We start from the raw sequence: 25,882 nt of genomic DNA, 5'->3' as shown, positions 1-25,882 counted from the left end.
CGGCGATCGTACGATAGCACACCGGACAACTCGAAGGAATCGCCCGCGGCCTGCCCTTGCTGCAGTTGCCGGGCAGGCAGGACGACGGCCCGGCGCTGGGCAATGGCGATGCAGAGCCGATGGTCGCAGCGCTAGGGAACGAGAAGCGCGTGCCAGCTCAGATCAACACAAGCTCAGCTCAGGCGGAATCAGCCCAGCGGATGGCGGTGAACCACCGTCTCGCCGCGCTCCGGCCCGGTCGAAACAATATCGATCGGCACGTCACAGAGCTCTTCGATGCGCGCCAGATACGCGCGCGCCGCAGCCGGCAACGCTTCCATGGTATTCGCGCCGACCGTCGACCCCGACCAGCCGGGCAGGGTTTCGAGCACCGGCTCGCAAGCCGCGACGTCGTCGGCGCCCATTGGCAGCAGATCGACAGATTTTCCGTCGAGCAGATAACCGGTACAGATCTTCAACTCGGACAAGCCGTCGAGGACATCGAGCTTGGTGATGCACAGACCGGTCACCCCGTTGATCTGGATCGAACGCCGGAGTGCAGCCACGTCGAGCCATCCACAGCGACGCTTGCGTCCGGTGACGGTACCAAATTCGCGGCCTTTCTGCGACATCTGATAGCCCGGCAGGCCTTCCTTCTCGATATCCAGTTCGCTCGGGAAAGGCCCCCCACCCACGCGCGTGCAATAGGCCTTGGTAATCCCGAGAACGTAATGCAGCATCCCGGGACCGACGCCGGATCCTGCGGCTGCCTGGCCGGCCACGCAGTTCGACGAGGTGACAAACGGATAGGTACCGTGATCGATGTCCAGCAAGGCGCCCTGAGCGCCTTCGAAAAGCAGGTTATGGCCGGCCTTGTTGAGCGCATACAGCGCCGCCGAGACATCAGTCACCAGGGGCTTGATCGCTTCCGCGTCGGCCATCGCCTGCGCCAGAACGGCTTCACCATCGACGGCCTGAGCCCCAAGGTAGCGGGTCAGAACAAAGTTGTGATAGTCCAGGTTCTCGCGCACGCGCTCGGCAAAACGGGCAGGATAGAACAAATCGTAGACCCGCAGGGCACGCCGTGCCACTTTGTCTTCGTAGGCCGGACCGATGCCCTTGCCGGTGGTCCCGATGCGCAGATCGGCACACTTGGCCGCCTCGCGGGCATGATCCAGCGCCGCATGGTAGCCGAGGATGAGCGGACAACCAGGACTGATCTTCAGGCGCGAACGCACATCGATGTCGCCGGACTCGAGCACCTTGATTTCGCTGAGCAGGTGATGAATGTCCAGCACCACACCGTTGCCGATGAAGCAGTCGACCCCTTCGCGAACGATCCCCGAGGGGACCAGATTGAGCTTGTACACCTTTTCGCCGACTACCAGGGTATGGCCTGCGTTGTGCCCGCCCTGGAAACGAACGACCCCCTTCGCACGATCGGTGAGCCAGTCGACGATCTTGCCCTTGCCCTCGTCGCCCCATTGGGTGCCCACGACTACGACATTCTTGGCCATGCTTGTTATCCGTCCCTGTTGATTGCCTTGATTACCCATTGCCCATCGTGGTCGACCAGTTGCCGGTCACACAACGGTCCGTCGCTGCTTTTTTCGTCCGGCAGCAGTTCGACGACCACCTCACCCTGCGCGCGCAAAACGGCAATCGCGGCTGCCAGAGCACTGCTGCCAGCGGCGTACGGCGCCAGCACTGCCCCCGTCTGTTCGCCGCGCGTGCTCGTCAGCCGCGCCAGCTCGCGCAGGTCCATCGAAAAACCGGTCGCCGGGCGTGCCCGGCCAAAACTCTTGCCAACGCCGTCATAACGCCCGCCGAGCGCGATAGCACTCGGAAAGGCCGCGTGATAGGCCGCGAAGACAACACCATTGTGGTAGCGATAGCCACGCAGATCGCCGAGATCGAAAGACAAGGACAGATCCGGCAGCGCCGCGTGCAGCTCGCGCAAGGCATTCAGGGCCGCCGTGATGGCCGGCAGGGCCGGCAAGACGCTAGCCGCTTCGGCCAGCGTTTCAACGTCGCCGTAGAGGCCGGGCAAAGCCAGCAGTGCCGAGCGCCAGGGCTCAGCAATAGCGCTGCACCGCTCGCGCAAACTCGGCATATCCTTGGCTTGCAGCAACTGCAGCAGAGCCCCCTCAAGTTCGCCATCCAGACCAGCGGCGTCCGCCAGTGCGCCAAACACGCCGACATGGCCGAGGTCTATTCGTGCGGCCGGCACGCCCGCCGCCTGCAAAGCATCGGCCATCAAGCGAATCACTTCGCGATCGGCCGCCAGACCGGCATGCCCGAAGACTTCAGCGCCCACCTGGATGGGTTCGCGGCTCGCGGATAGCGACGCCGGCAGCGTGTGCAGCACGCTGTCGCAATAGCATAGCCGGGTCACCCCCTGGCGATTGAGCAGGTGGGCGTCGATACGGGCGACCTGCGGCGTCATGTCGGCGCGCACGCCAAGCGTGCGTCCCGACAATTGATCGACCAGCTTGAAGGTGCGCAACTTCAAATCCTGCCCGGAACCAGTGAGCAGTGAATCGAGGTGCTCAAGTAGTGGCGGCAGGACCAGCTCGTAGGCATGCACGCGGAAGAGGTCGAGCAACGCGCGCCGCAGCCGTTCAATCTGCGCGGCGTCTGACGGCAGCGCGTCGGCAATATGTTCGGGAAGCAGCCAGTTCATCGGAAAACCATCAACAGGACCAGGCCGATCAGCATCGACGTCAGGCCAACAAAACGGATTTGCCCGTCTGAACAACGGATCAGGCGGCGAAAGGTCTCACGCCAGGCATTCGGTGCCACGAACGGCACCAGGCCTTCAAGCACCAGCATGAGGGCAAGCGCAAGCAGCAGATTGTCGGTCATTTGGCGGTGTTGTCACCACCTCGGCCGATGCTCTTCATGTACTTGAAGAAATCTGAACTCGGCTCGACAACGATCACGTCGCTCTTGCCGTTGAAGCTGTTGCGATAGGCTTCCAGGCTACGATAGAAGGCGTAGAACTCCGGATTCCGCTGAAACGCTTGCGCATAGGTTGCCGCCGCCGTGGCGTCACCCTCACCCTTCAATTTCTGAGCGTCGCGATAGGCTTCGGCGACGATCACCTCGCGTTGCTTGTCAGCGTCGGCGCGAATTTTCTCGGCCTCGGCAGCACCCTGCGAACGCAACTCGTTGGCCACTCGCTTGCGCTCGGCATCCATCCGCCGGTAGACCGATTCGCTGACATCGCTTGGCAGCTCGACCCGCTTGACGCGCACATCGACAATCTGCACACCGATCTTGCGCGCATCAAGGTCGGCTTTCTCGCGCATCAATTCCATCAGCTGATCGCGCTCACCGGAAACGACGTCATGCACGGTTCGTTTGCCGAATTCCTCGCGCAGGCCGGCATTGACCGTTTGCGACAGCCGTGTCTTGGCACGCGACTCGTCACCGGCAACCGAGACGTAGTACAGCTTGGGATCGATGATCCGCCATTTGGTGAAGGAATCCACCAGAACGTTGGTCTTTTCGGAGGTAATGAAACGCTCGGGTTCGGCAGCGTCCAGGGTGAGAATGCGCTTGTCAAAATAGCGCACGTTCTGGATCAGCGGCCACTTGAAATACAGGCCCGGCTCGTCGATGACACTGCGCACTTCACCAAGCTGGAAAACGATCGCGTGCTGGCGCTGATCAACGGTGAAAATCGTCGCCCCGAGCACAACCAGCGCGCTCACCACGAGAGCCGCAAAAACATTCATGCCCGTTCTCATTAGCGGACCCCCCGGTCACGCTGACGCAGGGTTTCGCGCGAACGTCCTTCGCTCATTTGCGGTGGCACCTCGTTGGATATTGGCGCTGACGAACGAGCGACACCAGGCGCCTCCAGGCTGCTGCCCGGACCACCAGGCGCCGCCGCGACCGCGCCGGCGGCCTGGATCAGCTTGTCGAGCGGCAGATAGAGCAGATTGCCCTGCCCCTTGCTATCGACCAGGACCTTGCTGGTGTTCGCATAGACTTCCTGCATGGTGTCCAGATACATGCGGCTGCGGGTCACTTCGGGCGCCTTGGCGTACTCGGCATAAATCTGCGTGAAGCGGCTCGCATCACCCTCGGCCGTCGCGATGACACGCTGCTTGTAACCTTCGGACTCCTCGAACAGGCGCGAGGCCGTACCACGAGCTCTCGGGATGACGTCATTGGCGTAGGCCTGGCCTTCGTTTTTCTGCCGGGCACGGTCCTGCGAGGCCTTCACCGCATCATCGAACGCCGCCTGAACCTGCTCCGGCGGTTGCGCGTTCTGCATGGTGACCTTCGAAATCAGGATCCCCGTCTTGTAGCGATCAAGAATGTCCTGCATCAGCTGCGAAGCTGTCACTGCTACCTGCTCGCGACCTTCGTAAAGGACGAAGTCCATCTTGTTCTTGCCGACGATCTGGCGAATGGCGGTCTCTGCCACCTGCATCACCGCTTCGTCCGGATTTCTGTTGGCAAACACGTAGTCAACGGGGTCCTTGAGAATGTATTGCACGGCAAACTGAATGTTGATGATGTTTTCATCGTCAGTCAGCATCAGGGCCTCTTTGAGGACCTTGTTCCTTTCGGTGCCGCGATAACCGACTTCGAGCGTCCGCACGCCGGCGATGTTGACCAATTCATGCGACTGGATCGGATACGGCAGGCGCCACCTCAGACCCGGCTCAGAGCTCTCCTTGTAACGACCAAACTGGAGCACCAAACCGCGCTGCCCGGCGTCGACAATGTAGAAGCCACTGCCCAGCCAGACGATGAGCACCAGGACCAGGAGCAAGCCAATGCCGCCGCCAAGGAACTTTGGGCTGAACTGTACCGGCGGACGATCGCCACCATCGCCGCCGCGGTCCCCACCGCCGCGCTTCTTGTCGAACATTCCCGACAAACGACGATTGAGATCACGCCACAACTGATCGAGATCAGGCGGCCCCTGATTGGGACGCCGCCCACCGCCATCGTTATCATCGTTGCCGCGATTTCCCCACTGCGGATCATTCAGCGACATAAGTACTCCAAGGCTTGAAATCATGCGGAACCATCTGAATCGAAAACCATATCCATATCCTGTAAAGCAGCGTCGCCGGACACCCGCTGAGGCAGGTTTCGGGTCTTGGCGAGAGCGATTTCTGCCAAGGCTTCGCGCAGCAGCGACAGACCGTCGCCGCAACGAGCGCTGACGCGAACCCGCAGGAGTGTACCATATTCATCCCGTTCGACCGTCGGCGGCAGGCCGGTCAGATCGCGCTTGTTGAGTACCATCAGTTGCGGGACCTCGGCGGCGCCGATCTCGGCAAGCACCTTGTTGACATCGCCCACCTGTTCATCACGCGCCGGACTCGCCGAATCGACCACGTGCAGCAACAGATCGGCCTCGGCTGTCGCTTCTAGCGTAGCGTGAAAAGCAGCCACCAGCGAGTGCGGCAGATCGCGGATGAAGCCGACGGTGTCGGAAAGCACGATATGGCCAACCTCGGCCAGCCACAGCTTGCGCGTCGTCGTATCCAGCGTCGCGAAAAGCTGGTCGGCAGCAAAAACGCCAGCGTGGGTGAGCGCATTGAACAGCGTCGATTTGCCGGCGTTGGTATAGCCGACCAGGGACACGTTCAGCAACTCGCCTCGCCCGCGCGCCTTGCGCTGCACGCCACGCTGACGTTCGAGCTTGACCAGCCGTTCCTTGAGCGACTTGACCCGCAGACCGAGCAGGCGACGGTCGGTTTCCAGCTGCGTTTCGCCTGGACCGCGCAGACCTATACCGCCTTTCTGCCGCTCCAGGTGCGTCCAGCCACGAACCAGCCGCGTCGACAGGTGTTCGAGCTGTGCCAGTTCGACCTGCAATTTGCCTTCGGCGCTCTTTGCCCGCTGCGCGAAGATGTCAAGAATCAGGCTGGTCCGATCGATGACGCGACACTGCAGGGCCTGCTCGAGATTGCGCTCCTGACCAGCGCTCAATTCGTGATTGAAGATTACCAGGTCGGCCTCGTGCGCCAGCACTTCGGCAGCCACTTCCTGGACCTTGCCCTTACCGGCATAAGTCGCCGCATCCGGGCTGTGGCGACGACCATGCACCACCGCACTGATCGATGCGCCCGCAGAAAGTGTCAGCAGACGAACCTCTTCAAGTTGCTCGGACAGGTCGTCGCGGCCGAAATCGAGCTGGACGATGACCGCCCGTTCCTCGCCTGAGGGACGCTCATGCATGCAATTGTTCCAGGAGAATTGGCTCCGACCTGAAAAGATCGGAGCAGGTCAAAAATCGGAAAAGCGGAGCCGGGGCGCGACCTGACGCCCACGTGACCAGAAGCTGATCAATCAGCCGTCGCCGTTGGCATCCTGCTGGATGGTAATCGGACGCGAAGGAACGACCGTCGAAATAGCGTGTTTGTATACCATCTGGGTAACCGTGTTCTTGAGCAGGACGACGTACTGGTCGAAGGATTCGACCTGACCCTGCAGCTTGATACCATTCACCAGGTAGATCGAAACGGGAACCCGTTCCCGCCGCAAGGTATTAAGAAACGGGTCTTGTAGAAGTTGCCCTTTATTATTCATCCTGCGAACTCCATGTTTATTCGTGTTTTGGAGAGGCCAGCATAATTGATTTCAGTGTCGTTTGCCATATCAAGGTCAAAGGGGAATCGACACCCGCTACCTCTGGAGCCCAGTGGCCACCGTTCCGGCGACGATGCTGCGATTTGGGCCAGCGGCTATAGTAGTCTTGCAAAGGCATGCGCCACGTCGTTTTCCGACACGGCCGCTACCTGCCACGAAGCGGCCGCTTGGCGCACACCGGCAAGGTCTTTCATCACGCAAAGGAGGAACAGATGCAGCCAGGGTCATCGGGCGACCTCGATTGGGGAGCCATCGCGCTGCTGGCGCTCATCGTCACAGGCCTGGTGTGGGGCCTGCGCTTCTTTTTTCGGCAAAACCGCAAGGACCTCGAAAGCCTGCAGGAAACGCTGCAGGCCGAAAACGAGGATGACCCGAAGTAGCTCGTCAGGGCTGGCGCGCCCGCATGACCACGTCACCTGCTCGCACCGTCTCGCGCCCGCCCTTGCCTTCTCCTGCCCCGCTACGGCGAATCGCCATTCGAGCGCCCGCTACCCTGGCTGCAATCTCACCGCCCCCTGGAAACCGTCCGCATGATTGGCGCCATCACCCTGCTCCTGGTTTTTCAGCTGATCGGCGAAGTCATTGCCAGGACGCTGGCTTTGCCGATTCCGGGCCCGGTCATCGGCATGGCCCTGCTCTTCGCCACCCTCGTCGCGCGCGGCGGCCCCTCCCCCGAACTGCGCGGTACCGCACAGGGGCTCCTGCAACACCTTTCGCTGCTCTTCGTTCCCGCCGGCACCGGCATCATGCTGCACTTCCAGCGCATGTCCGACGAGTGGCTGGCGCTGGCCCTTTCCCTGCTCGGCAGCACTCTGATCACCATCGCCGTCACCGCCCTGAACTTGCGTTTCCTGGCCCGGCGCCGCGATCACCGGAGCGACGCGCCATGAACGCCCGCTTCGACGAGATCTGGGTATACCTCGCCGCCTCGCCGCTGCTCGGCCTCACCCTGACGCTGCTCGCCTACCAGGGCGCAGTCCATGTAAACAAGCGCTGCCATGGCCATCCGCTGGCCAACCCGGTGCTGCTCGCGGTAGCGACTCTGGTCAGCCTGCTCTGGCTCACCGATACGCCGTACGGCACTTACTTCGACGGCGCGCAGTTCGTCCATTTCCTGCTCGGCCCGGCGACCGTCGCCCTGGCCATTCCGCTCTACGCCCAGCTCGACCGCCTGAAGCGCCTGGCCATCCCGCTGCTCGGCGCCCTGCTCGTCGGCTCGCTGACCGCCGCGCTCTCGGCAGTGGCCATCGGCGGCATTCTTGGTGCCAGCAAGGCGACCCTGCTCTCGCTGGCTCCGAAGTCGGTCACCACCCCGATTGCCATGGGCATCGCCGAACGCATCGGCGGCCTGCCGTCGCTGACCGCCGTCCTGGTGATCACCACCGGCGTCATCGGCGCCATCGGCGCGCGCTACATCTACCGCGCCCTGCACATCGACGACGACAGCGTGCGCGGCTTCGCCCTCGGTATCGCCGCGCACGGCATCGGTACCGCCCGCGCCTTCCAGGACAGCGAACAAATGGGCGCCTTCGCCGCCCTGGCGATGGGCCTCAACGGCCTGACCACGGCGCTGCTGCTACCGGTGCTGATTCCTTGGCTGCTGCTGGGGTAGGGTCCCGGCAACCCCTGCGCCAGCAACGCTGGCGAGCAACATCGGCCCGCCCAATCGTCCGAGGAATCGGGTGACAGCAGGCTGCAGCTCGGCTCCTGCCTGACACCCGTGAGAAGGCTGGCTGCTGCAGCCTGATCGCGCGGTCAACACGCCCTCTCGGACGCACAAGGCCTCCGGTGACATAGCGGTCCGCCGTCTCAATTACCGGCCACGCTTGAACTTGGGCGCCTTCGTCGTCAAACCAGCTTGCGACAAGATGTCACACGACAGCTCATTGCTCGCCTGCGATACTTGCCAAGGGGTCGATCGCAGAGCGAAACGACCCGGTTTCGAATTCGCTTCTTGTTGGAGGTCACCATGAAGTCCCTCAGAACTGTCTTGATTGCTTTGGCGCTGCTCGTTGGCGGTTTCTCGAATCCGGTCCTGGCTGGCGAGACAGATCCCCTGTTCATTGCCCTATCGAGCGATGCGACACGGCGCGTTGGCCACGTACTTCATTTTGCCGAACTGCAGCGCAGCAGAGGACACCCCTTGACGATCTGGCTGAATGAAAGCGGCATCCTTCTCGCTTCCAGCAAGTACACCGAGAAACATGCGGATCACCAAAAGGCACTCGCCGAACTGATGAACAAGGGCGCGAGCGTATTGGTATGCCATTACTGCATGCAGCAGTTCGATGTCCAGGCGTCCGACCTGCTGCCCGGCTTCCAGATCGGCAATCCGGAGCTGCTCGGTAGCGCATTGTTCAAGGACGATACCAAGACCTTGTCGTGGTAAGTGCCAGAGTGAACGCAGGGCATCCATTCCGCCCTTCGTTCAGGCATCGAAACGCGACCGAGCTGCTGGATACCCAGAGCCCAGAGCCCCCATCCCCTGAATCAGTGCACGACCTGTCAGCAAGCGGAAGAATGCCCCGCTTCTGTACACCCGTCCTTAGACCTCACCCTCGCCGGGCTGAACGCTTGCCGGGCAAACTCGACTAGCTGGCAATACCCGCTTACGCGCTTACGCGCTGCGTAGCGCGACAGCCCACAGGCGCCTATCGTGCCAGTTGCCGACGGCACGACCGACAGCAATGGAGCGCTGGCTGCCAGCAGCGCAGATACGGGTGATAGCGCAATTGGGGTGCGAGCAGCCGGCGATCGACAGCGTCCGCGTTCGCCAGGGTGTTCGCGACTTTATCCAGGGGCTGTCGTGGCGCCTTGCGGAGCGAACATGAGTCGAGCAGCGCCTGGCAGGCTGCCCGGGAGGGACGGCGGTGGGCCGCAGCGACCGCGTAGGCGAGGCTTCTTGCTCGATGCGCAAGCACGAGCGCTCGATGCGCCAGCCCCTTTGCTCGATGCGCCAGCCCCTGTGCTCGTAGCGCAAGCCTTTGATCCGCGTTCGTCAGCCCGATGAGTGCTGCAGCGAAGATTTTGGCTTGATCGGCGTCCCGGCGAACTGTCCCGGCAAGGCTCCGAGCTTCGCGGGCAAGGCGCGGCGCTTCACCGACACGAAAAAAAGCCTTTCCCGCAAGCCTTTTTGCTCGACGTGCAAGGCAAGAAAGCTTGCACGGCGAGGCTTTGATCCTTGCGCGCGAAGTACAAAGCCTTGCGCGCAAGGTCGGAAAGCCTGTACTTGCTGCCATTTTTCATCTCGATCGAGCCGCGAAGCTTTGCGGGCAAGGCTTTTTGCCTTGCGGCCAAGCCTTTGTGGCTTGCACAGGGAAGTTCAGAGGCGTGCGGCCAGGCATCGGAAGCTTGCCATCGCAGCTCGGAGCCTTGCGCCTGAAGCTCCGAGCCTTGCGCGCCGAGCGCGACGCCTGTCGCGGCGCTCAGGCCGTGGCGACCGGGGTCGCGTGACGCTTGCGGCTGTAGCGCGCGGCCATTGCTTCCTTCAAGGCATCGAGCCCGGCGCCCTTGCCGAAGACCTTGGCCAGCGCGTAACCTTCGAGCGCGGCCGTCAGGATGTCGCTACCGAGCGCCATTTCGGTGTCATCGGCCTTGCTCACCAGCTGCCTCAGGTTGGCGAGGTGCGGGCGCAAGAGATCGAGGTTGCGAAGATCGCGCTCGGCTTCGGCGAGATCGAGTTCCGGCGGGATGATCTGCTTGTTCTGCGCCAGGACCATCAGCGTCTGTCGGCAAAAGGCTTCCGACTTGTCGCCCATCTTGGTCAGGCTGCGCCGCTGGTCGACCGAAAGTTCGATCAGGCCGCCGAGCTTCTCCTGCAGGGTCGTGATCGCGGCGGCTATCGCCGCCAGGTCGTCGGGGCTGATATGCAGCGTTACGAGATTTTGGCTCATGAGTGTTTTCTCCTTGATAAAACGAGAAAAAGCAACGGCGCGCCGGCAGTATCCCGCGCGCCGAGCAGGGCCGTCAATAGGCTGTGCTCGGCTGCGCTGCGGCGAGTCCCTGCGGGCATGCCGTGCAGCGCGGCAAAGCGCCGCACGAGCGCCGATAGTGCGGCTCCGCACAAGCCATCGCCACGCCGGCTCCTGGCCATTGCCCGATCAATCGGGCGATCCCCATTTGTGCGCCCGCCGCGACGAATGAAGAAGCCAAGGGCCATCTTCGGGCGCCAACGACTCCCCATCGAGCGGGCTCGACGGCCGCGCGTCACGCTCGATTGCTGGTCGATGGCTGCTTTGTAGTAGGATCACCGGGCGCTGTCTTTTGGCATAAAGCCGTCCTTCAGCGCTCCCTTCCAGCTTGCACAATGGCAGGATGTTTCAAAATCTCGCTCGGTCCCCATAAAAAAGCAGACAGCAAAGGGTTCAATGCTGATGGCAAGCAATAACGGTAGAGAAAAATCACTCGAATCCTGGATCTGGGACGCCGCCTGCTCCATCCGCGGCGCCAAGGACGCGCCGAAATACAAGGACTACATCCTCCCCCTCATTTTCACGAAGCGCCTTTGCGACGTCTTCGACGACGAGCTGAACCGCATCGCCACTGAAGTCGGCTCGCGCAGGAAGGCCTTCCAGCTCGCCAAAGCGGACCACAAGCTGGTCCGCTTCTACCTCCCCCTCGTGCCGCAGGATCCCGAGCAGCCGGTCTGGTCCGTCATCCGCAAGCTCGCCGACAGGATCGGCGAAGGTGTCACCAGCCACATGCGGGCCATCGCCCGGGAAAACCCGCTCCTGCAGGGCATCATCGACCGCGTCGTCGCCAACCCCATGTGGAACCAGGACTGGTTCACCGAGGCCGACTACGACAACGACGAACTCGACCGCTTCCCCGCCGGCGCCGGCTTCCCCGGCAAATCCTCCGCCGACTGGGGCTGGGTCCAGCACATGCACGCCAGCCTCAATGCCACCGGCCGCGCCGCCATCGTCCTCGACACCGGCGCCGCCTCGCGCGGCTCGGGCAACGCCGGCACCAACAAGGAGAAGACCGTCCGCCAGTGGTTCGTCGATCAAGACTTCGTTGAGAGCGTCCTCTACTTCTTTCCGACTCTTTGGAGCAAGCGTTGCTAGTCAAAAGGAAAAACCATACGTGTCTGGAAAATACTACTTTATACCTAAAATGGAACATTCAAAAAACACTTCACTGAACCCACGAAGTAAACGCCCACTTCTGATCGCTTCGGACCTCTTCTGTGGGGGAGGCGGGCTAACCCAGGGCTTGAGGGTAGCTGGATTTACGGTGACAGCTGCTGTGGAGATAGAGAAGGAAGCTTGCAGGACTTACGAGCGGAACCATCCAAACACAATACTTTTCAAGAACGATATTAGGGAGTTATCTGGGGAACAGATAAAAAAAACTTCGCCAAGCGGTGAGATTGACCTTATTGCGGCCTGCCCTCCTTGTCAGGGATTCAGCCAGCTTACGTCGAAGCACAGGCGAGAAGACCCCCGGAATAAACTAGTTTTAGAAGTTGAGCGTCTCATTAACGAGATCCGGCCGAAAGTCTTTATGATGGAAAACGTTCCTGGGCTTGCCGCAAAAGGGAAAGACCTTTTTTATAAGGCTATGGGAGCCTTAGAGGATGGCGGCTATACGATTAATTTCGAAGTCCTGGAAGTTGCCGACTATGGTGTTCCGCAACGAAGGAGGCGGCTTGTGGTTCTGGGAAGTAGACTTGGACCGCTTTCTATCCCATCACCAACCCACTCCCGCGATAGCTCCAGTGGGAAACTACCATGGGTTACTTTCAAAGACGCATTGTATCCAAACAAACGAGGGAAGCCCAAAGAGCTGCAAATGTTTGGAAAGGGAAGCGATCCACGAGTTGTTAATTGGCACGTGACCAGAACGATTTCTGAACTAACCAAAGAAAGGTTGCGCGCAACGAAGCAGGGAGTCTCTAGGAGTAGTCTACCCGTGAATTTGAGACCGGATTGTCATAAGGACAGCAATTCTGGTTTCTCAAATGTTTACGGAAGGATGAAACTAAATGAACCCGCACCTACAATCACTGGTGGATGTGCGACTCTTAGTAAAGGCAGATTTGGGCATCCGACAGCACTTAGAACAATCTCGGTTAGAGAAGCGGCGTTACTACAGTCTTTCCCAGAGGATTACGTCTTCGATAGCCCATACATTGACCATGTTTGCAACATCATAGGAAACGCCTTGCCTCCTCTCTTTGCGGAAACGATTTCCCGACACTGCCTCCAACACATCACAAAATATCATGAATAATCGACCGTTTCTACTAGAGTTTTCAAATCGTGTGATTGAGCACCTTGGGATTAAGCTCTACCAAAATAAACCAACGAATGTCATCTCCGAATTTGTCTCGAACTCGTGGGACGCTGACGCTTCAAAAGTTGAAATCCAACTTATATCGAGCGACGATGACAGAATAATTTCAATTACTGATAACGGCAGGGGCATGACTCGCGATGAGCTAATTGATGAATTTCTCGTAATCGCAAGAAACCGAAGAACCCATCCTTCCGAAAAGTCTGCTGAAAATAGGCTGCTTATGGGACGAAAGGGCATTGGCAAACTCGCAGGTTTCGGAATCGCTAAAACGGTCGATATTATATCGGTGGCTAATCCAAAAATGAGGCCCTCAGCGCTCAAAGCAACGGATAGCAAATGTAATTGGCTCAGGTTTTCGCTCGATGATATAGTAGGGTTCGGAATGAGCGGAAAATATAAACCTCATGTAATTGCAGATAATATTGGCTGCGACGACTTCCTTGCGCTTGCTAAGACTCATGATTTGAGCAGTCAGCTTAAATCCTTAATTTCGAGTTTTCAAAAAGGTGAGGGTGGGGTTTGCATTAGGCTCTTCGATACCACCATAAAAAAGTCGATCAATCCAGATGTTTTGCTTAAATCGCTAGCTAGGCGTTTTACTGTGACGATGCTCCGGCCGGATTTCACGGTTACTGTAAACGCAAAACCGATTGATCCCGTTGATGCGCTTCCCTCATTTCATGACTTCTCAATTGGGACGATGGATAGCCCGAGGACTGAGACCGTTGAAATCAATGGTAAAAATCGAGAGATGAAGTTCTGGGTGCGCTTCGTAAATATCAATGATTCAGACTGGTCTATTGAGAATGCAGGTATCGGCATTTACGCTCATGGTAAAATTGCACAAGATCGTCCGTTTTTTTTCGATCTTCGAGGAAAGGAAGTATACAGTCGCTATGTCTATGGTGTGGTTGAAGCTGATTGGATTGATCAACTCGACGAGGATGTTGTTTCGACAGATAGACGGTCAATTGATTGGGAGACAAACGAAACTGAGCCATTTCACGAATGGGGTTTGAAGAAGATGGGTGAATGGGTGAGTGCCTATCAAAAATGGCGCCAGAGTCTTCCTAAGAAAGAAATCATCGAAAAGATTCGTGCGCAAAAAATTAATCTTTCCGGGCAAGAGGAGGAAGCTCTAGCAGGGCTACTATCGGAAGTCTTCGTCGACCTTGGTAATAATGAGGAGGCTAAAGAAAAGGCGATGGTGAGAATTGCGTCAGCTTGGACCCATGAACCCACAAGAATGCTCACTCAGAGCATCTGGAAGGAGATCGTCTCTACGCCCCAGGCTTCGCCTGAACTACTCGCAAAACTTCTCCAAAAATTGAAAGACAGTATGGTTCCGGAGGCAATGAATCTGGCGCTAACGATGGCTCAGAGAATTGGTGCGATAACGTCGATGACGAAAATGATCGAACAGGAAAGAACCGAAACGCATCTTCAAAGGCTCATCGAGAAATTCCCTTGGCTCATTGATCCGAAGAACGAGTTTTTGACGGCAAATCAAACTTTGCGAACATTAGTCAGAAAAAAGCATGTTCCAAACAAAGAAAGCGGCGAGTGGGAAATTGGCTCCGCTGAGGGTAGGTTGAAGCCTGATTTCGTCTTTCTCGCTGATCCAGCTGTCGAAAGAGAGATTGTAATTTATGAGTTGAAAGGCCCGGAGGGGAGTAAGACTCTTCAGCCAGAAGAGTACAAACAACTCAGCAACTACCTTGAAATAGTGAGTCGCGTCTATAACTACGAAGACATTAAGATAACGGGCATCTTAATTGGTCACGAAAAGGGTGGGATTCGTGAATTTGATAATTCAATAACTATCAAGCGGTGGTCTGATGTTTTGGTGGATGCACGGCATCTTCATGTAACTTACCTGGAAGCGCTTTTGCAAGTGTCAATGCCGGGGAAGGACGACCAGCGGATGCAACAAATTGCGAATTTTGGCGGCCCTGAAGCAATCGAGCTTTTGAAACGTTATTCAGAAAAACAGACGTTCCCAGAAGAAATTCTTAGTGAGATAAACTCCGGCGACAGCTCGCCTACGATTTTTTAAACCTGAGCTGATGGAAATTACATGGCCTGAAAGTTGGCTACCAGTTGGGATGGGTGAGCCTTTGGTTATTCATATTTTATGTGTTGAATCTGTTCCCTCTTCTTCGACCAACTGCTTGACGGCGAGCTGCGGGAATTCAACCCGCGCTACGCGGAAGGCCCTGGCGCCTTGCTCGGGCAGTTCCGCCATCTCCACACCGGCATCTACGGCAACCGGGAATTCGTCGAGCAGCTGCGCAACCGGAGCAAGTTCTTCGACCACGAGGGCAAGCGCGAGCGCGACCTGATCCTGATTGATTACGACGACCCGGCGCGCAATGTCTTTGAGGTCACCGAGGAGTGGGCTTTTCACAACGGCCACTACGGCACTCGGGAGGATGTCGTCTTTCTCATCAACGGCATCCCGGTGCTGGTGATCGAGTGCAAGAACGCCAACAAGGACGAGGCGATTGCCCTGGGGGTGGACCAGATCCGCCGTTACCACCGCGAGACGCCCGAGCTGTTCGTCCCGCAACAGCTTTTTACCGCTACGGACGCCATCGGCTTTTCCTACGGCGTGAGCTGGAATACCGTGCGGCGCAATATCTTCAACTGGAAACTGCTTGATCCGCAGATTGCGCAGATTTCCGCAGATTTAAAAGTGATCGAATCAAATCTGCGGAAATCTGCGAAATCTGCGGACAGCTTTTCCGATCTTCCGGGACGCCTCGAAACCAAGGTCAAATCCTTCTGTTCCATTGAAAACATTCTGAGGACGCTGAAGGACTACATCGTCTTTGCCGAGAAGGACGAGGAGCTCAACAAATACATCCTGCGCCAGCACCAGACCGGCGCGGTCGAGGCCACCGTCAGCCGCGCTCTCGATCCCAAGCGCAGGCGCGGCCTCGTCTGGCACACCCAGGGCAGCGGCAAGACCTTCACCATGATCAAGGCGGCGGAGCGGCTCTTCCGCGCGCCCGAGGCGGACAAGCCGACTGTCCTGCTGATGATCGACCGCAACGAGCTGGAAGACCAGATGCTCAAGAACCTCGCTGCGCTCGGCCTGGGCAACCTGGAGCACGCCCGTAGCATCGCCCGGCTCAACCAGCTGCTGCGCGACGACTACCGGGGCATCATCGTGACGATGATGCACAAGTTCCGCGACATGCCGGCGGATCTCAACACGCGCTCGAACGTCTACGTGCTCATCGACGAAGCGCACCGCACCACCGGCGGCGACCTCGGCAACTTCCTGATGGCCGGCCTGCCGAACGCGACCTACCTCGGTTTCACCGGCACCCCGGTGGACAAGACCGTTTACGGCAAGGGCACTTTCAAGACTTTCGGCTGCGAGGACGACCAAGGCTACCTGCACAAGTATTCCATCGCCGACAGCATCGAGGACGGCACCACGCTGCCGCTGTACTACCAGCTTGCGCCGAACGAAATGCTCGTCCCGCACGAGACGCTGGACAAGGAGTTCCTCTCACTTGCCGAAGCCGAGGGCGTGGCCGACATCGAGGAGCTGAACAAGATTCTCGAGCGGGCGGTGAACCTGAAGAACTTCCTCAAGGGCAGGGAGCGCATCCAGCAGGTGGCGCAGTTCGTCGCCGAGCATTACCGCGAGAACGTCGAGCCGCTCGGCTACAAGGCCTTCCTCGTCGGCGTGGATCGCGAAGCCTGCGCGCACTACAAGCACGCCCTCGATCGGTTCCTGCCGCCCGAGTATTCCGAGGTCGTTTACACCGGCAGCCACAACGACTCCGCCCTGCTCAAGGAATTCCACCTCGACCCGAAGAAGGAGCGGCAGATCCGCAAGAGCTTCGGCAAGCTCGAACAGCAGCCGAAGATGCTGATCGTCACCGAGAAACTGCTCACCGGCTTCGACGCACCCGTGCTCTACGCCATGTATCTCGACAAGCCGATGCGCGACCACACCCTGCTGCAGGCCATCGCGCGGGTGAACCGCCCCTACGAGAACGAGGCCCAGGAGATGGTGAAGCCGCACGGCTTCGTCCTCGATTTCGTCGGCATCTTCGACAAGCTCGAAAAGGCGCTGGCTTTCGACAGCGACGAGATCAACGCCATCGTCAAGGATCTGAAGCTCCTGAAGGTGCTCTTCAAAAACAAGATGGAGTCCAAGGCTCCGGACTACCTCGGCCTGATCGAGCAGCAATTCAACGACAAGGACGTGGACACCCTCATCGAGCACTTCCGCGACCCCGAACGGCGCAAGGAATTTTTCAAGGAATACAAGGAGATCGAGATGCTCTACGAGATCATCTCGCCCGATGCCTTCCTGCGCCCGTTCATTGCCGACTATGGAACCTTATCGGCGATTTACCAGGTCGTCAGGAAGGCCTACACCAGGACCGTGATGGTCGACCGCGAGTTTCAGGCCAAGACCAACCATCTGGTGCAGCAGCAGGTCGGCAGCTATGGCGTCGGCGGTTTGGGCGAGATTGTCGCGATCGATGGCAATACTCTTGAGCTGATCAAGAACAAGAGCGGCGGGGATGGCAGCAAAGTCATCAACCTGATCAAGAGCATCGAGAAACTCGCTGAGGAAGGCAGCGATGACCCTTACCTCATCGCCATGGCGGAGCGGGCGAGGGCGGTGCAGGAGAGTTTCGAGCAACGCCAGACGAGCACCGCCGAGGCGCTGGCGGCATTGCTCAAGGAAGTCGAAACAAACGAGGTTCGCAAGAAGGAGCAGGCGGAGAAATCATTCGATGGGCTGACCTATTTCGTCTATCGCAGCCTGCTCGACGCAAAGATCGAGAACGCGGAGGCGGTCAGCCGCAAGATTCGCCAGGCCTTCGCTGATTTTCCAAATTGGCAGCGAAGCGAAAGCTCTCTCCGCGAGCTCAGAAAGAAAGTCACCTTCGCGATCCTCGCCGAAACGGACGACCTCAATCGGGTGACAGCGATGGTGGACGAGCTGTTCACCTTGCTGGAGAAGGCAGATCGGATTTGAAGTGATGACGGCGATCGATCAAAAGCACGCGTTCAAGCAACGCGTCCGTTATTGGGCCGAGAAGTTGGACGCGCAGTTTGTCTCCTTGAGCGTGCGCCCGATGCGCAACAAATGGGCTTCATGCACGACCAGCGGCCATCTGAACTTCAATGACGAACTGCTCGGCCTGAAACCAGAGCTATGGGATTACATCATCGTCCACGAGCTTCTCCACCTCTTTGTTCCGAACCATGGAAGACTGTGGAAAAGCCTGATGCGCGCCTACCTGGGTGAGTATGAGGCACATGAATGCGAGCTAAGGAAGGTGGCGCATGACATTTCGCTACAGCGGGCGCACTGACGTCCGCTGCCGCGCCTATGCTTGGATGCTCGCTGCGGAGCAAACCCGAGGACGGCTGATCAGGCGCGATCAACTCAGCTCGATTTGGGCTTGCCCTTTTTTCCTTTGTTACCAGCAAGCTTGCTCTTTTCCCCGGCCTGCTCCAGCCACAGGAGCGTATCCGCATAGGCGACAAAGCGGCTGAGGTAATCCGGTGACAGCTCCCGCAGAGTCGCCAGGGAGCGGATCACCAGGGCCTGTGGATTCAGGGGACCTGGGGCCTCGGGGCCTTCGCTGATTGCGCGCTTTACCCGCTTGTCGGAACCGTGTTTCTCGAGGAGTTCGCGCAGCTGTCGCGCAGAAGTCGACTCCGCTGCCCGGTGACTGCTGCCGCGGCCTCGGCCGCCAGGACGTTTGGGGCGCCCTTTTTCCAACGCCACCGCATTACTGGATCGTGGCGACGATTTCGCCAGCAAAGAGGACTGCAGCACCGCCTCTTCCTGTCGCTGCAAAAGGTCGACAAAAGACACCTCCTTGTCTTCCTCAGCCGAGCCAAACGAATTCAGGCCAATCTGCCTTGTCAAGCTGGCCAGAGTACTCACCGCTGCGGCACCCTCCTCCCGACCGCCTTCTCTTTTCAGCTTGAGCGCAAGTCGCTGCACCGCGCCGATCTTGCCCGCCTCCAACAAGGAACGAAGCATTTCAGCCGACTCGGGGAATTGCGCGGCGATACCGGCGGCAATGGGCGCGATACCCTCTCGTGCGCTCGCGAAATCATCCTGGTAGTCAACCAGTGCAATGAGCGCCTTCCTTTCCAGGATCAGGCGAACCGATTCTCTTTGCTCCGCGGCTCTCGCGGCCATCGATTCGATGACTCTGAAGCGAATCGGATCGAACTGATCAGCACCGGTTCGCGCCAGATCGGCAATCACCTCCCTGACATCGGCAGCGCCCATTTCCGGCAAGACCATCGGTATCGCAGCTTTCAGGCTGGCAGAATCAGCATCAGCACCCCTATCCATCATCCGACGACTGCGCTTCGTTTCCTTGCTGCTTGGCCCGCGGCACGGGCGCCATCTCGACGCGACGATTCTGCGAGCGGCCCTTCTCGTCCTGATTGGAAACGACCGGTTGCTGCGCACCAAACGCGGCTGCGAAGACCATCGCTGGCGGCATGCCGTCCTCGATCAATGCCCGGGTCACGGTGAGCGCTCGTTCCGCCGACAACTGCCAGTTGTCACTGTAGCGATTGTTGCCGTGCTGAATCGGCAGGTCGTCGGTAAAGCCGCTGACCATCAATAGTTGGTCTCTTTGGTCCAGATAGACCTTGAGCGGTCCCACCAGAGTGCGCAGCAACTCACGCCCTTCTGGCTGCAACTCGTCGGAATTCAGCGAAAACAGGACGCTACCGCTGATACCGATGCGACCGTCACGCAGGGTCACCCTGCCCGCTGCCAGCGGATCGGCCAGTGCTTGTTCAAGCGCCATTCGCCGCTGCTCCTCCACCTGGCGCTTCTCGACTTCCCGTTCCAGTGACTGCGCAAGTTCCAGCTGAAATCCAAGCGCCCACACCAGAAGCAGGACGAAGACGCCGACCAGTGCCGACATGAGATCCCCGAAAATCGCCCAGATGGGCGTCGCCTCGGAAAAGCCATCTTCCAGCTCTTCCATCAGCCGACCTCTTCCCGCACGGTCTCGGAAGTGCGCTTCCCAGGACGCCGAAGCTGACGCAATTCCTCGAAAATCTCCTTCTGGGAAAGTATGCTGTGATCGATGATCTCCCGGGCCTGGGCCACGTAGTAGGCCAGTTGCTCATCGCTGCGGATCGTCGCTTTCTCCAGCGATTGCTCGATGTGATCAAGGCTTTCGACGAGCTTGCCATTCGATTCATTGAACAGACCGACGGCCAGAGTGAAGGCTTCGCCGAGACTCGACATTTCTATCGCGCTCCCGGCAAAATCATCGGCAATCTGTGCCGCTTTACCCGCCAGATTGTCGGCGATTCCGGAGAGCTTCGACGCTTCCGACTCCACCTGCCCGGAAAAACGCGAGCCCACATCCTCCAGCAGAGTGGCGGCGGAGGTGAGCAAGGACTCGACCGCTTCTCGCTGCCCCTTGGTGACCTCTTGCAGTGAGGTCGCCAGGCTGCCAAGTTCGCTCATGATCCGCTGCCGCTCGGCAAGCAGAGCGTTGTCCCGTTCCATGTTGTTCGACATCTCGCGGCGAAGATGGGCAATCACTTCGGCGGCAGCGCGCGGGGTTTCGGAAGCTGTCTGAATGAGCCGGGTCATGGGTTCTTCGAGTGAGTTCCCCAGGCTCGCCAATTGTGCCGCCACCGTCGACTCCAGGCCGGCAAGACTGGCAACAGCGGCCTGGCCGCGTCGTTCTTCGTCGTTTCTCAGCGCCTGCAGCTCCGCCTTCAGGGTCGCCGTCAGCTGATTCATGCGCTCGCCATGCCCCTGCAACCATGAGGCTTCGGCATTGATCCGGGTCTCGACCAAGGCCTCGGAGGATTGCAGGAGAGTGCTCACTTCAGCGAGCATGCCGCTGGAAGTCGCACGGGCAGTATCCGCCATTGCACGGGCCGTCTGCTGCAGTGAGTCCGACAGCGCCTGGTGTTGAGTGCGCGAGCGCTCGCCCGCCTGTTCGAAGGAACGGGTCCAAAGCTCAAGTCGCTCCCCGTCGGCCAGCTGCTGGCGTTCTGCCCAACCAGCCGCGCGCCTATCGAAGGATTCCAGGAGCGAGCTGGTCAGGCCTTCAAGTTGCTGTTCGGCGGTGGTGGTCAGGTGCTGATGGGTTCTTTGCGTTTCAGCGCCGATGCTGGTGATCAGGCCTTCGATCAGTGGTCTGATGTTCTCGCCGAGCAGCCGTCCACTCTCGATCGCCTGGCGACCGCTCTCGACGACACTTTCCCTGAGGGATCGATCGACCGAGCTGGCGAGCTCGGAATAACTGCTGCTTGCGGATTGGTGAAAGCGCTCCTGGTTGGCAATCAACTTGTCCCCCAGCTGTTCACCCATGCGCTCCATTGCCGCCGCCAGGAGATGCAGTTTTTCCACCACGTCGGGAAGCGCCTTGGCTTGCGCCTGCACCGCCTTGAAGGCCTGTTGCCGACTGTAGACCAGAGAAAACTCCCGGAAGGTCGTGGCGACCTGGCCATCCAGCTGCCGGGTGGCTGACATTCGGTCGCGTCGGCTGATGGTGGCACTCAAGCCGAGCATGGCGGACGCCGCCACGCCGGCCACGGAGGTGCCGAAAGCGAGCCCGAGACCTTTGATGGGCGCAGCCAGACCGGCGCGAATGGCCTGCAACTCATTCGTTCCTTCGAGCGCAAAAACCGCTCCCTGCAGGGTGGCGACCATGCCAAGGAAGGTTCCGAACAGGCCCAGCATGACCAACAGACCGACCAGATAGGGGGTGATCACGGGCGCGGGCAGCCCCAAACGCTCGCCTTCGATACGCAGCCGCACCGAGTTCTGCAACGACGGATGCAGTCTGGCCAGCCATCGCTCAAGAAAATCAGCGCCCACTTCCTGCGTCGTCCCGGACAATCCCGACAGCGCATTCGAGAGCGTCGACGTCGCTTGCCGGAACTGCAGAATTTCGATAAAGCCGATGCTATAGACGCCGCCAATCACCACGGTCACGGCCAGGCCCAATGGATCGGAAGTGATAAACGTCAGCCCCATCGCAGCAATCGCCGCGGCTCCCAACAAAAATGCTGTCGCAAAAAGCAATCTACTTATCAAGCGCTCTCACCCTCTTCCTTAAGTGCTTCCATGAGTCCAAGAACCGGCTGCAGGCGAGCTTCAAGCTCCGCCAGCAGCGACCCTTGCATTTCACCCGCAAATTGCGCAAGCCAGCCTCCCGGTTGACTCCACAACTGTCGATCATCGTCGGTCTCCCGGTCGACAATCGTCTCCTGATGGCGCTGGTAGAGATCCTCAAAGCGCTTTCCAAGCAGCCGTGGAACTTCCGCAAACAGGTTCTGGGCAGGCGCAGAAAGGGCCTCATCAAGCCCTGTATCGAGGACGACCAGCCTGGCGAGCCTCGCTGAACGACCCGAGACAGTAAGGCGGACATCGGCCCTGAGCTTGTTGATTCTGAGAGCAATCTCCCGTTGCTGATTCACATAGAACATCTGGTAGCGCTTGTAGCTCGCCATCTCCTCGGCCGGCGTACTCGCTGTCACCCTCGGAAAGCTTAGCCACGAGGCGCCCGCACCGGGAGTAAAGCTATCGACGATGGTTTCCACGAGGGTCGTGCGAACTCTGAGAAAACCGGCCATTACCGACTCACTGGACACCGCCACACCTGCCTCTGGCATGGGCTCGGAGGTCATCGTCGAAAGCCTGGCGTGCACCATTGACAGGGCAATGGAATCAGGCAGAGCGATTAGTCGCCCGAGTCGTTCAGCAAAGTCCTTATGCGAAACCTCGCCATCGGCAACAGCTAGATCAGACAGAAAGCGAACTAATCTAGGGCCTTGCAACGGTTTTGGTGACCGCGCTTGAGTCATAAAATGGCGTCGGCCAGATCGCTACGGCCGAAATCGCTTAAAAACTCCAGAAAACTCATTGCTTTAAACCTGAAAGAAGAGCTTGGCTAGCTGTGGTTCATGCAGGTAAAAGTGCAAGCGCTAGAAACTTCTGCATCATTTCCCTGCTCGGCAGAGGACATGACGCCTGTCGGAAAGAACAGGGATTTCGACGGCGGCAAGAGTATATGAGGCCCCGGCAAACGGCGTCAATCTCGAACTTTGGCCCAGCACAAGCCTCGCCAGTCGGGGTGATAGCAAACAGCCCGGAATCGCGTCAGTGACTTCGTCGAGCGGACCTCTTCACCGCCCCGTCTTCGTCAACACTTGCGGGTGGCGCATAGTACTGCAGAACTGCCGCCGGCAAGCAGCACGCCAGATCCTTCCCGGGCGGGACGCAGGCACACCTGTTCCGCCCGTTCCGGGGTGATGCCGAGACACGGACTTTGCATCAGGCAAGCAGCGCGAAGCGAAAAACGAACGACAGAACAAGATACAATACGCCGCCCTGCCCCCCTTGCTTCGCTTGCCGATCTGACCGGCGATCCGCTGCCTCACCGCTGATCTGATGACCCACTTCCCACAAGCCCGCCTACGCCAGGCAGGCAACTCGCGAGTAGCGTGCCGATGCTGAGTCGTTTGCTCGTCGCCCTGCTATGGCTGCTGCACTTTCTGCCACTCGCGGCCCTGGCCTTCCTCGGCCGGACGCTTGGCCTGGTGCTCTTCGGCCTTGCCGGCAGGCGCCGGCACATCGTGCTGGTGAATCTGCGCCTGTGTTTCCCGGAACTCGACGAAGAGCAACGGCGGCGCCTGGCGAAGGAACATTTCAAGGTCCTCGGCCGCAGCATCCTCGAACGTTCGCTACTGTGGTGGGCAAGTGCGCAGCGCTTGTCGCCGCTGCTGCGGGTAAGCGGCGAAGAGCACATGCGCCAGCTGCTCGACGCCGGTCGGCCGGTGCTGATGCTGACGCCGCACTTCGTCGGGCTGGACGCGGGCGGTGCAGCCATCGCCATGCGCTTCGATAGCGCGAGCATCTACGCCGTGCAGTCCGACCCGGTTTTCGACGCCCTCCTGCACCGCGGGCGCCTGCGCTTTGGCGATCAACTGCTGCTCTCGCGCCAGGAAAGCGTGCGCGCCAGCGTCCGGGCGATGAAATCGGGCCGGCCGCTCTACTACCTGCCGGATATGGATTTCGGCAGCAAGGAGTCGATCTTCGTGCCTTTTTTTGGGGTCCAGACGGCGACCATCAGCGGCCTGTCGCGGCTGGCACGCCTGGCCGGCGCCACCGTCGTTCCCTGCGTGACGCGTATTCTGCCCGGCGGCGCCGGCTACGCAGTCGAGGTGGGCGAGCCGTGGGCGAACTTTCCGAGCGCCGACGTCGATGCCGATACCCGCCGCATGAACGCCTGGATCGAAGCCGCCGTACGGACCATGCCCGAGCAGTACTACTGGGTCCATCGCCGCTTCAAGACCCGCCCGCCGGGTGAGCCGCGCCCCTACTGACCTGTGCGCGGCGGCGGCAAGCCGGCGCCGTGCAAGCCCACGCCTGCGCACGCCATCTGACGACCAGACAGCAGCCAAGTGCGGCAAGCAGCACAGCGACGCAACCTGGCTTCCGGTAGAATCGCGCCTTACCTCCTTCCACCCTGCCGGCCATGGAATACCTCACTTACTTCATCGATATCGTCCTGCACCTCGACAAGCATCTGGCGATGCTGGTTGAGCAATACGGGCAGTGGATCTACGTCATTCTCTTCGTAATCATCTTCAGCGAGACCGGTTTCGTCGTCACGCCCTTCCTGCCCGGGGACTCGCTGCTTTTCGTTGCCGGCGCCCTGGCTGCGGTCGGTGGCATGGACATTTCCATCTTGATGGTCGTGCTGATGGCCGCGGCGATCCTCGGTAATATGCTCAACTACCAGATTGGCCGCTATTTCGGCCCCAAGGTCTTCCACTGGGAACAATCGCGATTCTTCAACCGGGCGGCCCTCGACAAGACGCACGCCTTCTACGAGAAGCACGGCGGCAAGACGCTGGTCATCTCGCGTTTCCTGCCACTGTTTCGCACTTTCGCGCCCTTTGTCGCCGGAATTGGCGCCATGAGCTACGCGCGCTTCACTTTCTTCAACCTCGTCGGCGGAGTCAGCTGGGTCGGTTCACTGACCCTGGCCGGCTACCTGTTCGGCAATCTGCCGTGGATTCAGAAGAATCTGACGCTGGTGATCCTGGTGATTATCGCCATTTCGCTGCTGCCATTACTCATCGGCTGGCTGCAACACCGCAAGGCCGAAGCCGAGCCCAGCCCAAGGCCTCCTGAAAATGCCGCCCCACTTCCTTGACCAGGCGCGTCGCCTTGCGCAACGAGCACTACGAGAAGCGCGAGTGAACCGCCTGCGCCGCCGCACTTGCCAGCTGCCTGCCAGCGGGAGCGGGAGCGCCTGCCCATGATCTCGGTCGTCATCCTGATTTCCGGACGCGGCAGCAATATGGCGTCGCTACTTGCCGCAGTCGACGCCGGAACACTGCCGGTACGTATCGCCGCCGTCCTCGCCAACCGCCCCGACGCGGGGGGGCTCGAAACGGCGGCCGCGCGTGGCGTGCCGACCGGCGTCGTTGACCACCGGCAGTTCGCCAGCCGCGAAGACTTCGATACCGCCATGGCCGCGGCCATCGACGCTTTCGCGCCCGAACTGGTGGTCCTGGCCGGCTTCATGCGGATTCTTGGCGAAGCCTTTGTCCGCCACTACGACGGTCGACTGATCAATATCCATCCTTCGCTGTTGCCGACCTTTCCCGGTCTGCACACGCACCGACGCGCGCTCAGCGAAGGTGTCCGCATCCACGGCTGCACCGTACATTTCGTCACCCCTGACCTGGACCACGGCCCGATCATTGTCCAGGCCGCTGTGCCGGTACTCGACGGCGACGACGAAGACACCCTCGCCGCGCGCGTTCTGGCGCACGAGCATCAGGTCTATGCACTGGCGGTGCGCTGGTTTGCCGAAGGGCGTCTGCGTGTGCACGCCGGCCGCGTCGTCCTCGACTCACCGCAGAGTAAGTGCGGCGCACTGATCGCGCCGCAGACTTTCGCGGGGTGAAGCGGCTAAGCGATGCC

General features: G+C 59.6%; 23 protein-coding genes and 1 pseudogene. 12 read left to right on the top strand and 12 right to left on the bottom strand.

Annotated features, from left to right (window positions below; all coding sequences use genetic code 11):
* Window positions 1-188 precede the first annotated feature (188 nt).
* The 7 genes from QZ648_RS18835 to hfq form a co-directional block, all read right to left on the bottom strand.
* A complete protein-coding gene (locus QZ648_RS18835; protein ID WP_291997958.1) occupies window positions 189-1,496 on the bottom strand; it encodes an adenylosuccinate synthase in 1,308 nt (435 codons plus the stop codon).
* A gap of 5 nt (window positions 1,497-1,501) precedes the next feature.
* Window positions 1,502-2,662 carry an ATP phosphoribosyltransferase regulatory subunit gene (locus QZ648_RS18830; protein ID WP_291997957.1) on the bottom strand — a complete coding sequence of 387 codons (1,161 nt, stop codon included), beginning with the start codon at window positions 2,660-2,662 and terminating at the stop codon, window positions 1,502-1,504.
* Window positions 2,659-2,844 (bottom strand): DUF2065 domain-containing protein, encoded by a 186-nt coding sequence (locus QZ648_RS18825; RefSeq protein ID WP_042330770.1) that lies wholly within the window; start codon window positions 2,842-2,844, stop codon window positions 2,659-2,661. The genes QZ648_RS18830 and QZ648_RS18825 overlap by 4 nt, the downstream gene beginning before the upstream one ends.
* Window positions 2,841-3,731, bottom strand: coding sequence for a protease modulator HflC (gene hflC / locus QZ648_RS18820; protein ID WP_169065137.1), 891 nt, complete (start codon window positions 3,729-3,731; stop codon window positions 2,841-2,843). The genes QZ648_RS18825 and hflC overlap by 4 nt, the downstream gene beginning before the upstream one ends.
* Complete coding sequence (gene hflK, locus QZ648_RS18815; protein WP_169065138.1) at window positions 3,731-4,996, bottom strand: FtsH protease activity modulator HflK; 1,266 nt, start codon at window positions 4,994-4,996, stop codon at window positions 3,731-3,733. Before hflK ends, hflC begins: the two co-directional genes overlap by 1 nt.
* Before the next feature lie 20 nt (window positions 4,997-5,016).
* The gene (gene hflX / locus QZ648_RS18810; protein ID WP_291997956.1) at window positions 5,017-6,189 is read right to left on the bottom strand and encodes a GTPase HflX; all 1,173 of its coding nucleotides are present in this window, start codon (window positions 6,187-6,189) and stop codon (window positions 5,017-5,019) included.
* 111 nt (window positions 6,190-6,300) lie between these two features.
* Window positions 6,301-6,540 carry an RNA chaperone Hfq gene (gene hfq / locus QZ648_RS18805; protein ID WP_169065140.1) on the bottom strand — a complete coding sequence of 80 codons (240 nt, stop codon included), beginning with the start codon at window positions 6,538-6,540 and terminating at the stop codon, window positions 6,301-6,303.
* Window positions 6,541-6,716: 176 nt separating this feature from the next.
* Between hfq and QZ648_RS18800 the strand changes: the two genes are divergently transcribed.
* The 4 genes from QZ648_RS18800 to QZ648_RS18785 all read left to right on the top strand — a co-directional run bounded on the left by QZ648_RS18800 (window position 6,717) and on the right by QZ648_RS18785 (window position 8,989).
* Window positions 6,717-6,980: a hypothetical protein gene (locus QZ648_RS18800; RefSeq protein ID WP_169065141.1), complete on the top strand. Its 264-nt coding sequence runs from the start codon at window positions 6,717-6,719 to the stop codon at window positions 6,978-6,980.
* Window positions 6,981-7,130: 150 nt separating this feature from the next.
* Window positions 7,131-7,490, top strand: coding sequence for a CidA/LrgA family protein (locus QZ648_RS18795; protein WP_291997955.1), 360 nt, complete (start codon window positions 7,131-7,133; stop codon window positions 7,488-7,490).
* Window positions 7,487-8,212 (top strand): LrgB family protein, encoded by a 726-nt coding sequence (locus QZ648_RS18790; RefSeq protein WP_291997954.1) that lies wholly within the window; start codon window positions 7,487-7,489, stop codon window positions 8,210-8,212. Before QZ648_RS18795 ends, QZ648_RS18790 begins: the two co-directional genes overlap by 4 nt.
* A 357-nt stretch (window positions 8,213-8,569) precedes the next feature.
* Window positions 8,570-8,989, top strand: a complete 420-nt coding sequence (locus tag QZ648_RS18785; RefSeq protein WP_291997953.1) for a DsrE family protein — start codon at window positions 8,570-8,572, stop codon at window positions 8,987-8,989.
* 1,036 nt (window positions 8,990-10,025) lie between these two features.
* Here QZ648_RS18785 and QZ648_RS18780 read toward each other — a convergent pair.
* Window positions 10,026-10,493 carry a hypothetical protein gene (locus QZ648_RS18780; protein WP_291997952.1) on the bottom strand — a complete coding sequence of 156 codons (468 nt, stop codon included), beginning with the start codon at window positions 10,491-10,493 and terminating at the stop codon, window positions 10,026-10,028.
* Between the two features lie 480 nt (window positions 10,494-10,973).
* Here QZ648_RS18780 and QZ648_RS18775 point away from each other — a divergent pair.
* The 5 genes and pseudogenes from QZ648_RS18775 to QZ648_RS18755 all read left to right on the top strand — a co-directional run.
* Window positions 10,974-11,663 (top strand): annotated as a pseudogene (locus QZ648_RS18775) (N-6 DNA methylase); the annotation flags it as partial.
* A gap of 22 nt (window positions 11,664-11,685) precedes the next feature.
* Window positions 11,686-12,834: a DNA cytosine methyltransferase gene (locus tag QZ648_RS18770; RefSeq protein WP_291997951.1), complete on the top strand. Its 1,149-nt coding sequence runs from the start codon at window positions 11,686-11,688 to the stop codon at window positions 12,832-12,834.
* Window positions 12,827-14,956: an ATP-binding protein gene (locus tag QZ648_RS18765; protein ID WP_291997950.1), complete on the top strand. Its 2,130-nt coding sequence runs from the start codon at window positions 12,827-12,829 to the stop codon at window positions 14,954-14,956. The genes QZ648_RS18770 and QZ648_RS18765 overlap by 8 nt, the downstream gene beginning before the upstream one ends.
* An 87-nt stretch (window positions 14,957-15,043) precedes the next feature.
* On the top strand, window positions 15,044-17,911 hold the full coding sequence (locus tag QZ648_RS18760) for an HsdR family type I site-specific deoxyribonuclease (protein WP_291998017.1): 2,868 nt from the start codon (window positions 15,044-15,046) through the stop codon (window positions 17,909-17,911).
* Window positions 17,912-17,915: 4 nt separating this feature from the next.
* Window positions 17,916-18,251 (top strand): M48 family metallopeptidase, encoded by a 336-nt coding sequence (locus QZ648_RS18755; RefSeq protein ID WP_291997949.1) that lies wholly within the window; start codon window positions 17,916-17,918, stop codon window positions 18,249-18,251.
* A gap of 74 nt (window positions 18,252-18,325) precedes the next feature.
* On the opposite strand, the gene QZ648_RS18750 is transcribed toward QZ648_RS18755, so the two are convergent.
* The 4 genes from QZ648_RS18750 to QZ648_RS18735 are packed head-to-tail and all read right to left on the bottom strand — an operon-like array spanning window position 18,326 to window position 22,749.
* Window positions 18,326-19,201: a DUF2894 domain-containing protein gene (locus QZ648_RS18750; protein WP_291997948.1), complete on the bottom strand. Its 876-nt coding sequence runs from the start codon at window positions 19,199-19,201 to the stop codon at window positions 18,326-18,328.
* Window positions 19,202-19,244: 43 nt separating this feature from the next.
* Window positions 19,245-19,901, bottom strand: coding sequence for an OmpA family protein (locus QZ648_RS18745; protein WP_291997947.1), 657 nt, complete (start codon window positions 19,899-19,901; stop codon window positions 19,245-19,247).
* Entirely contained in the window at window positions 19,901-21,919 is a 2,019-nt protein-coding gene (locus QZ648_RS18740) for a hypothetical protein (protein WP_291997946.1), read from the bottom strand. The genes QZ648_RS18745 and QZ648_RS18740 overlap by 1 nt, the downstream gene beginning before the upstream one ends.
* Window positions 21,920-21,975: 56 nt before the next feature.
* Window positions 21,976-22,749, bottom strand: coding sequence for a DUF3348 family protein (locus tag QZ648_RS18735; protein ID WP_291997945.1), 774 nt, complete (start codon window positions 22,747-22,749; stop codon window positions 21,976-21,978).
* Window positions 22,750-23,397: 648 nt separating this feature from the next.
* Here QZ648_RS18735 and QZ648_RS18730 point away from each other — a divergent pair.
* The 3 genes from QZ648_RS18730 (at window position 23,398) to purN (ending at window position 25,865) form a co-directional block, all read left to right on the top strand.
* Complete coding sequence (locus QZ648_RS18730; protein WP_291998016.1) at window positions 23,398-24,270, top strand: lipid A biosynthesis acyltransferase; 873 nt, start codon at window positions 23,398-23,400, stop codon at window positions 24,268-24,270.
* Between the two features lie 152 nt (window positions 24,271-24,422).
* Window positions 24,423-25,106, top strand: a complete 684-nt coding sequence (locus QZ648_RS18725; protein WP_291997944.1) for a DedA family protein — start codon at window positions 24,423-24,425, stop codon at window positions 25,104-25,106.
* 105 nt (window positions 25,107-25,211) lie between these two features.
* Window positions 25,212-25,865, top strand: a complete 654-nt coding sequence (gene purN / locus QZ648_RS18720) for a phosphoribosylglycinamide formyltransferase (RefSeq protein ID WP_169065148.1) — start codon at window positions 25,212-25,214, stop codon at window positions 25,863-25,865.
* Window positions 25,866-25,882: the final 17 nt, after the last annotated feature.

The organism is Candidatus Accumulibacter sp. ACC012, from assembly GCF_907163155.1.
Classification (GTDB): Bacteria; Pseudomonadota; Gammaproteobacteria; order Burkholderiales; family Rhodocyclaceae; genus Accumulibacter; species Accumulibacter delftensis.
The sequence above is the reverse complement of the archived record's forward strand: the minus strand, read 5'-3'. Positions and strand labels throughout refer to the sequence as shown.

Excerpts from the sequence above, each read along its gene's own strand:
- QZ648_RS18835 (WP_291997958.1), bottom strand. The coding sequence starts at position 1,496 with ATGGCCAAGAATGTCGTAGTCGTGGGCACCCAATGGGGCGACGAGGGC.
- QZ648_RS18830 (WP_291997957.1), bottom strand. The coding sequence starts at position 2,662 with ATGAACTGGCTGCTTCCCGAACATATTGCCGACGCGCTGCCGTCAGAC.
- QZ648_RS18825 (WP_042330770.1), bottom strand. The coding sequence starts at position 2,844 with ATGACCGACAATCTGCTGCTTGCGCTTGCCCTCATGCTGGTGCTTGAA.
- hflC (WP_169065137.1), bottom strand. The coding sequence starts at position 3,731 with ATGAGAACGGGCATGAATGTTTTTGCGGCTCTCGTGGTGAGCGCGCTG.
- hflK (WP_169065138.1), bottom strand. The coding sequence starts at position 4,996 with ATGTCGCTGAATGATCCGCAGTGGGGAAATCGCGGCAACGATGATAAC.
- hflX (WP_291997956.1), bottom strand. The coding sequence starts at position 6,189 with ATGCATGAGCGTCCCTCAGGCGAGGAACGGGCGGTCATCGTCCAGCTC.
- hfq (WP_169065140.1), bottom strand. The coding sequence starts at position 6,540 with ATGAATAATAAAGGGCAACTTCTACAAGACCCGTTTCTTAATACCTTG.
- QZ648_RS18800 (WP_169065141.1), top strand. The coding sequence starts at position 6,717 with ATGCGCCACGTCGTTTTCCGACACGGCCGCTACCTGCCACGAAGCGGC.
- QZ648_RS18795 (WP_291997955.1), top strand. The coding sequence starts at position 7,131 with ATGATTGGCGCCATCACCCTGCTCCTGGTTTTTCAGCTGATCGGCGAA.
- QZ648_RS18790 (WP_291997954.1), top strand. The coding sequence starts at position 7,487 with ATGAACGCCCGCTTCGACGAGATCTGGGTATACCTCGCCGCCTCGCCG.
- QZ648_RS18785 (WP_291997953.1), top strand. The coding sequence starts at position 8,570 with ATGAAGTCCCTCAGAACTGTCTTGATTGCTTTGGCGCTGCTCGTTGGC.
- QZ648_RS18780 (WP_291997952.1), bottom strand. The coding sequence starts at position 10,493 with ATGAGCCAAAATCTCGTAACGCTGCATATCAGCCCCGACGACCTGGCG.
- QZ648_RS18765 (WP_291997950.1), top strand. The coding sequence starts at position 12,827 with ATGAATAATCGACCGTTTCTACTAGAGTTTTCAAATCGTGTGATTGAG.
- QZ648_RS18755 (WP_291997949.1), top strand. The coding sequence starts at position 17,916 with ATGACGGCGATCGATCAAAAGCACGCGTTCAAGCAACGCGTCCGTTAT.
- QZ648_RS18750 (WP_291997948.1), bottom strand. The coding sequence starts at position 19,201 with ATGGTCTTGCCGGAAATGGGCGCTGCCGATGTCAGGGAGGTGATTGCC.
- QZ648_RS18745 (WP_291997947.1), bottom strand. The coding sequence starts at position 19,901 with ATGGAAGAGCTGGAAGATGGCTTTTCCGAGGCGACGCCCATCTGGGCG.
- QZ648_RS18740 (WP_291997946.1), bottom strand. The coding sequence starts at position 21,919 with ATGGGGCTGACGTTTATCACTTCCGATCCATTGGGCCTGGCCGTGACC.
- QZ648_RS18735 (WP_291997945.1), bottom strand. The coding sequence starts at position 22,749 with ATGACTCAAGCGCGGTCACCAAAACCGTTGCAAGGCCCTAGATTAGTT.
- QZ648_RS18725 (WP_291997944.1), top strand. The coding sequence starts at position 24,423 with ATGGAATACCTCACTTACTTCATCGATATCGTCCTGCACCTCGACAAG.
- purN (WP_169065148.1), top strand. The coding sequence starts at position 25,212 with ATGATCTCGGTCGTCATCCTGATTTCCGGACGCGGCAGCAATATGGCG.